This window comes from Hydrogenophaga sp., from assembly GCF_019264445.1.
In the GTDB taxonomy this organism is placed as follows: domain Bacteria; phylum Pseudomonadota; class Gammaproteobacteria; order Burkholderiales; family Burkholderiaceae_C; genus Hydrogenophaga.
The window spans coordinates 1-5,773 of sequence record NZ_JAHVAB010000050.1 but is presented as its reverse complement, the minus strand read 5'-3'; the positions used below and the strand labels follow the sequence as shown (position 1 = coordinate 5,773).

At 68.2% G+C, this 5,773-nt stretch carries 6 protein-coding genes; 5 read left to right on the top strand and 1 reads right to left on the bottom strand.

All coding sequences use genetic code 11. The features are described 5' to 3' along the window. Nucleotides 1–41: 41 nt before the first annotated feature. The 5 genes from KXJ60_RS09605 to KXJ60_RS09585 all read left to right on the top strand — a co-directional run bounded on the left by KXJ60_RS09605 (nucleotide 42) and on the right by KXJ60_RS09585 (nucleotide 4,503). Nucleotides 42–599: a TRAP transporter small permease gene (locus KXJ60_RS09605; protein WP_291126661.1), complete on the top strand. Its 558-nt coding sequence runs from the start codon at nucleotides 42–44 to the stop codon at nucleotides 597–599. Next, a complete protein-coding gene (locus tag KXJ60_RS09600) occupies nucleotides 596–1,924 on the top strand; it encodes a TRAP transporter large permease subunit (RefSeq protein ID WP_291126659.1) in 1,329 nt (442 codons plus the stop codon). The genes KXJ60_RS09605 and KXJ60_RS09600 overlap by 4 nt, the downstream gene beginning before the upstream one ends. 117 nt (nucleotides 1,925–2,041) lie before the next feature. Continuing rightward, nucleotides 2,042–3,448: a HAMP domain-containing sensor histidine kinase gene (locus KXJ60_RS09595; RefSeq protein ID WP_291126657.1), complete on the top strand. Its 1,407-nt coding sequence runs from the start codon at nucleotides 2,042–2,044 to the stop codon at nucleotides 3,446–3,448. Between the two features lie 80 nt (nucleotides 3,449–3,528). Further along, nucleotides 3,529–3,963, top strand: coding sequence for a hypothetical protein (locus tag KXJ60_RS09590; protein WP_291126655.1), 435 nt, complete (start codon nucleotides 3,529–3,531; stop codon nucleotides 3,961–3,963). A gap of 108 nt (nucleotides 3,964–4,071) precedes the next feature. Beyond that, nucleotides 4,072–4,503 (top strand): hypothetical protein, encoded by a 432-nt coding sequence (locus KXJ60_RS09585; RefSeq protein WP_291126654.1) that lies wholly within the window; start codon nucleotides 4,072–4,074, stop codon nucleotides 4,501–4,503. Nucleotides 4,504–4,534: 31 nt separating this feature from the next. On the opposite strand, the gene cls is transcribed toward KXJ60_RS09585, so the two are convergent. Further along, a partial coding sequence (gene cls, locus KXJ60_RS09580; RefSeq protein WP_291126652.1) for a cardiolipin synthase occupies nucleotides 4,535–5,773 on the bottom strand: 1,239 nt, incomplete at its 5' end.

Below are 5,773 nucleotides of genomic sequence, written 5' to 3'. Positions count from 1 at the left end.
GCCGGCGGCGGCTCTTCCGATTCCTGTTTTGCGGGTGATCCGTGCACAACGAACCTGACTTTGCCAGCGAGACCCCTGCGGTCGCCGGCCTCACCAATCCCTTGCAAGGGCTGGCCAATTTCATGGCCGCCATCGGCACCGTCTGGATCTTCGCCATGATGCTGCTGGTGGTGGCCGACGTACTGGGCCGCAACTTCTTCGACGCGCCCATCACCGGCGTGGCCGAATTCGCCGCCCGCTCGGTGGCCTCCATCGTCTTTCTGCAGCTGGCCGCTGCCGTGTGCTCCGGCCGCATGACCCGCAGCGACTTCCTGCTGCAGTTCATTGCCCGCCGCTCCACGGCCGCCATCAAGGCGCTGGACGTGCTCAACGTGCTCGTGGGCGCGCTGTTGTTTGCCGCCCTGGCCTTCATTGCCTGGCCCGAGCTGGTCGAGGCTTTCCAAACCAAGGAGTACATGGGCGTGCAGGGCGTGTTCACCGTGGTGACCTGGCCCTTCCGCGCCCTGATCGTGCTCGGCTCGGCGGTGGCCGCCGTGGCCTACCTCGGCTGCATCCCGTCGCTGCTGCGCCAGCCCACCGTGCAGGGAGCCGCCACATGAGCGACCTTGCCCTGGGCGGGCTCCTCATTGGAGCCCTGGTCTTTCTGGTGTTGATCGGCCTGCACATCGCGGTCGCGCTCACTGCCGTCGGCTTTGCCGGCATCTGGCTCATGCGCGAAGACCTCGAGATGGCCATGCGCCTGCTCTACCTGTCGGCCTACAACGGTGTGGCCGACTACATCTTTGCCACCATCCCGCTGTTTGTGCTCATGGGCTTGCTGGTCTCGATTGCCAACGTCGGCAAGGACACCTTCGACGTGGCCGAAACCCTGCTGCGCCGCATCCGCGGCGGCCTGGGCGTGGCCACCGTGGCGGCCAACACCGTGTTCGCGGCGGTCACCGGCGTGTCCATCGCGTCGGCGGCGGTGTTCACCCGCGTGGCCGTGCCGGAGATGGCCCGCCACGGCTACCGCACCAGCTTTGCCGCCGGCACGGTGGCCGGCAGCTCGGTGCTGGGCATGATGATCCCGCCCAGCCTGCTGATGATCATCTACGGCGTGCTGGCCGAGCAGTCCATCGGCACGCTGTTCATTGCCGGCGTCATCCCGGGCTTCCTGCTCGCGGTGGCCTTCGCCGTGATGATCATGCTCATGGCGCGCTTCACGCCGGGCCTGGTGTTCGACCTCAAGCGCCAGGCCGAGATCGCGGCCGAGCGCAGCACCGCGCGTTTGCTCTCCACCGGCGAGATGCTGGGCAAGCTGGTGCCGATTGCCTCTCTCGTGGCCCTGGTGCTGGGCGGCCTGTACTCCGGCTTCTTCACGCCTACCGAGGCCGGTGGCGTGGGCGCGTTCGGCGCCTTCGTGATCGCGGTGGTGCGGCGCAAGCTGGGCGGTGGCAACCTCTGGCGCGTGCTCACCGAGACCGGCGCGGTGTCGGTCGGCATCCTGATCCTGCTCGTGGCGGCCGGCTTCTACAGCCGCATGCTGTCGGTGGCGGGTGTGCCGGTGGCCATCAGCGAGCTGGTGCAGGGCGCTGGCCTCGGGCCCTACGGCTTCCTGCTGCTGTATGTGGCGATCCTGCTGCTGCTGGGCATGATCCTGGACAGCAGCTCGATCCTGCTGATCATGACGCCGGTGGCGGTGCCGATTGCCGCGGACCTGGGCTTCAACCTGATCCAGTTCGGCGTGCTCACCGTGCTGGCGGTGGAGATCGGCCTGCTCACGCCGCCGTTCGGCATCTCGGTGTTCACCGTCAAGTCCACCCTGAACGACCCCAAGGTCTCGGTGGAGAGCATCTTTGCGGGTGCGATGCCGTTTGTGGGCGTGATGCTGCTGGTGCTGCTGCTGGTGGCGATCTTCCCCTGGATGTCGCTGGCGCTGACCTGAGCCAGGGGTTGCCAACGGGGCGCGTGCGAAACGCCGCACGCTGCCCTACACTGCGGCGAGCCGCGCCTGCGTAAAGGATGCGGCACACACCCGACGCGGCCCCCGCAGGAGCACTTCGTGACGCAACCGGTGCTGAGCTTTGTCAGCGACATCCGCATCCTGTCCGCGCTCCTCATTGCGATGCTCGGTGCGACGTTCCTGTTTCACGCCAGTCCGAGGTCCTGGCCCTATGTGAAATGGCTTGCCGGCTCGGCGCTGGTGTTTGGCGTCACGCAGGGTCTGCTGGTGTCGGCCGATGCCCTGGACTGGATCAGCGCCGAGGCCGCCGGCCCCGTGGGCTCCCTGCTCGGACTCGGTGCCATGGCCGCGCTGCTGGCCGGCCTGCAGGCCTGCTTTTCGCCCGATGGTGTGCGCCCGCAGCGCGTGTTTGTGGGCTCCGTGGTGGGCGCAGTGGCGCTGGTGATGCTGATGAGCGCCGTGATGCGCGGCTGGGCCTTCGCCGGGCCGGCGGCCATTACCCTCATCTTTCTGGGGGCGGCGTGCTGGCTGGTGAGCTTGTGGTGGCGCTACCGCTGGGCGGGCCAGCTGGTGCTGGCCGTGGTGTTCCTGGGCTATCCGTTGCTGTTCTTCGTGGCGATGACCACCGGCATGAGCCTGCTGCAGTTCCGCCAGATCACGCCGCTGCCCGTGAGCATCACCTTCATGTTCGTGATGATGCTGATGCAGCAGCGCGACGCGCAGATCCTGGCGCGCGAGCTGCACGAGCGCGTCAGGGCCGAGCAGGCGCTGCAGCAGCTCACCGATTCGCTGGAAGAGATTGTGCGCAGCCGCACGCGCCAGCTCGAAGAAATCATCCAGGGCCTGCGCTCGTTTGCCGGCATGGTCTCGCACGACCTGAGCGGCCCGCTGCGCAACGCTTCCAGCCTGGCCGAGCTGGCGTTGCAGGACTTCCGCGCGGGCGACGTGGCCGCCTCCGAGCGCTCGCTGGACATGATCCGGCGCGAAGCGCAGCGCGCCTCCACCATGGTCAATGACCTGCTCACGCTGGCGCGCGTGGACCAGGGGCCCCCCAACGCCACCCCGGTCGACATGCAGGCCCTGCTGCGCGAATGCCTGCAGTCGCTGGCGCTGCAGTACCCGCGCGCGCCGAGCGTGGTGCAGGGCACGGCATTGCCCGTGGTGCAAGCCGACGCCAGCCTGATGCGCCACGTGCTCATGAACCTGCTGGGCAACGCGCTCAAGTTCGGCGCCGACCGCGCCGACCTGCGCATCAGCGTGGAGGCCCGCAAGGACGAAGGCGGCGCCTGGCGCTTTTCCGTGGTCGACAACGGACCCGGCTTCGACCCCAGCCGCAGCGGTGAACTGTTCCAGCCCTTTTCGCGCCTGGGCGAGCGCGTGGCCGGCGGCACAGGCCTGGGGCTGACCGTGGTCAAGCGCGCGGCAGAGCGGCACGGCGGCACGGTGGGCGCCGTGTCGGCGCCGGGGGAGGGCGCGTCGTTCTGGTGGACGCTGCCGCAGGCCTGAGGGGTGGGTGACTTGCGGGGGGTGTCTTGCGGGGGTGGTATGGTGCGGCGGCTTTTCCCCCTCCACTGAAAGGACCGCCCATGTTTGCCCGCCGATGCGCCCTGCTGTGCCTGCTGTTGCCGCTGTGGCTGGCCGGTTGCGGCAAGACCGACCCGCAGGCCGCGCTCGATGCCGCCGTGCAGCAGCTGCAGGACAACCTGGAGGCGCGCAAGACGAGCGACGTCATGGACCAGCTGCACCCGAACTTCCAGGCCGGCGGCGAGGGCATGAACCGCGACTGGGCGCAGCGCACCATGACGCTGATGTTCATGCGCTACACGAACATCAAGATCGTGGCGGTCACGCGCAACAACCGGATCGACGTCGGCAGCTCGCAGGTGGGCCACACGCAGGCCAGGGTGCTCGTGACGGGTGCGCAGGGGCTCATTCCCGAGCGCGCCGAACCGTATGCCATTGAACTGCAATGGAGGCTGGATGGCAACGAGTGGAAGCTGATCGAGCTGCGCTGGGAATGAGGGCGGCGCAGGCCTGTGAGCGGATGCAAGCGGGTGTAAGCGGGTCGGACTGAGCCTACAGACCCGCCCGGTTCGCATGCCTAGGATGGGTTCCACAAGGAGAACCCCATGAACCCATCCCATTCACCGATTCACCTGTCGACCCAACGCGTGTCGCGCGCCTGCCTGGCGTTTGCTGCCGGCGTGGTGCTGGCCGCACCCGTGTGGGCGGCCGGGGCCACGGCGGCGAAAGCACCCGCCGACGCAGCCTACCATCGCGACCGCGCTGCGTGCCAGGCGATGGCCAGCGCGCCTGATCGCACCCACTGCCTGCGCGATGTGGCGGCTGCCCGCCAGCAGGCGCAAAGCAAGGGGGCGGCTCCGTCGCCCTCTCCGCAGGAACTCGAACGCAACGCCGTGCAGCGCTGCCAGGCGCAGCCGCCCGAACAGCAGGCCATTTGTGAGCGCATGGCGCGCGGCGAAGGCTCGGTGTCGGGCTCGGTGCAGGGCGGCGGCGTGATCCGCGAGCTGGTGACGCAGGAGCCCGCGCCCGTGCGCTGACCTGGCGAAGGCCCAGGCTTTCAGCGTGCGTTCAGAGCCAGTACTCCCAGGCCCGGGCAAACGCTTCCTTCATGCGCAGCCCGAGTCCGCGCCGCTCCCACTCTTGCAGCGTCACCTGCTTGGAGCCCGCCAGGTCGGCGTCGAACAGCGTTTGCAGTTGGGCGGCGAATTCCGCGCCCAGCACCACCGCGTTGATCTCGTGGTTGTGCAGGAAGCTGCGCCAGTCGAGGTTGGTCGAGCCGATGGTGGACCACACGCCGTCGATGGACCCGGTCTTGGTATGCAGGATCACGCCCTGGCGCTCATAAATCTTCACGCCGGCGCGCAGCAGCTGCGCGTAGTAGTTGCGCCCCGCGTGGAACACCAGCCATGAGTCGGTCTTGCCCGGCAGGATGAGCTTCACGTCCACACCGCGCCGGGCCGCGCCTTCCAGCGCGGCCAGCAGTTGCGGGTCGGGGGCGAAGTAGGCGTTGGTCAGGTGCACCGTGGTTTCGGCGCTGCCGATGGCCGAGAGCAGGGTGGCGTAAATCAGGCTGTAGTCGTCCTTGGGGGAGCTGCCAATGGCGCGCACCACGTCCCGGCCTGCGCGCTCGGGCGTCGGGTAGTAGTTGAGCGCGGCCAGGGGTTCGCCTTTTTGCGCCACCCAGGTTTCGATGAACAGCTTCTGGAACTCGGCCACCACCGGTCCCTTGATCTGCACGTGGGTGTCGCGCCAGGGTGTGCCATCGATGTCGCTCTTCTTGCTGCTCTTGCCGCTGCTCGAACTGCCGGAGAGCGAGCCGCTGGAGTACACACCGCTGATGTTGATGCCCCCCAGGAAGGCGACGCGCCCGTCCACGATCAGCAGCTTGCGGTGGTTGCGTTCGTTGAGCTCCCAGTTCTTGCGCGCCAGCGCGGGGTTGACCGGGTTGAACTCCAGCACCTTCACGCCGCTGTCGGTGAGGCGCTGGAAGAATTCCTTGGGCGTGCTCAGCGTGCCCACGCTGTCGTGGATCAGGTGCACCTGGACGCCCTGCGCCTGCCTGGCGATCAGCGCGTCGGCAAAGCGCTGGCCCACCTCGTCGTCGTCGAGGATGTAGGTCTCCATGTGGATGTGGTCCTTCGCGCCCTCGATGGCCGCGAGCATCGCGCGGTAGGTGGCGGGGCCGTCTTCAAGCAGCACGGCCTGGTTGCCGGCGGTCAGCGGGCTGCCGACGATGGCTTCTTCCAGCGCGAGATGGCGCGAGAGCACGTCGGTGCCCTGGCCGCCGGCGCGCAGCCGCTCCAGAAT

What these genes read in the sequence shown, in the direction of transcription:
- KXJ60_RS09590 (WP_291126655.1), top strand. Translation starts at nt 3,529, where the DNA reads ATGTTTGCCCGCCGATGCGCCCTGCTGTGCCTGCTGTTGCCGCTGTGG.
- KXJ60_RS09600 (WP_291126659.1), top strand. Translation starts at nt 596, where the DNA reads ATGAGCGACCTTGCCCTGGGCGGGCTCCTCATTGGAGCCCTGGTCTTT.
- KXJ60_RS09585 (WP_291126654.1), top strand. Translation starts at nt 4,072, where the DNA reads ATGAACCCATCCCATTCACCGATTCACCTGTCGACCCAACGCGTGTCG.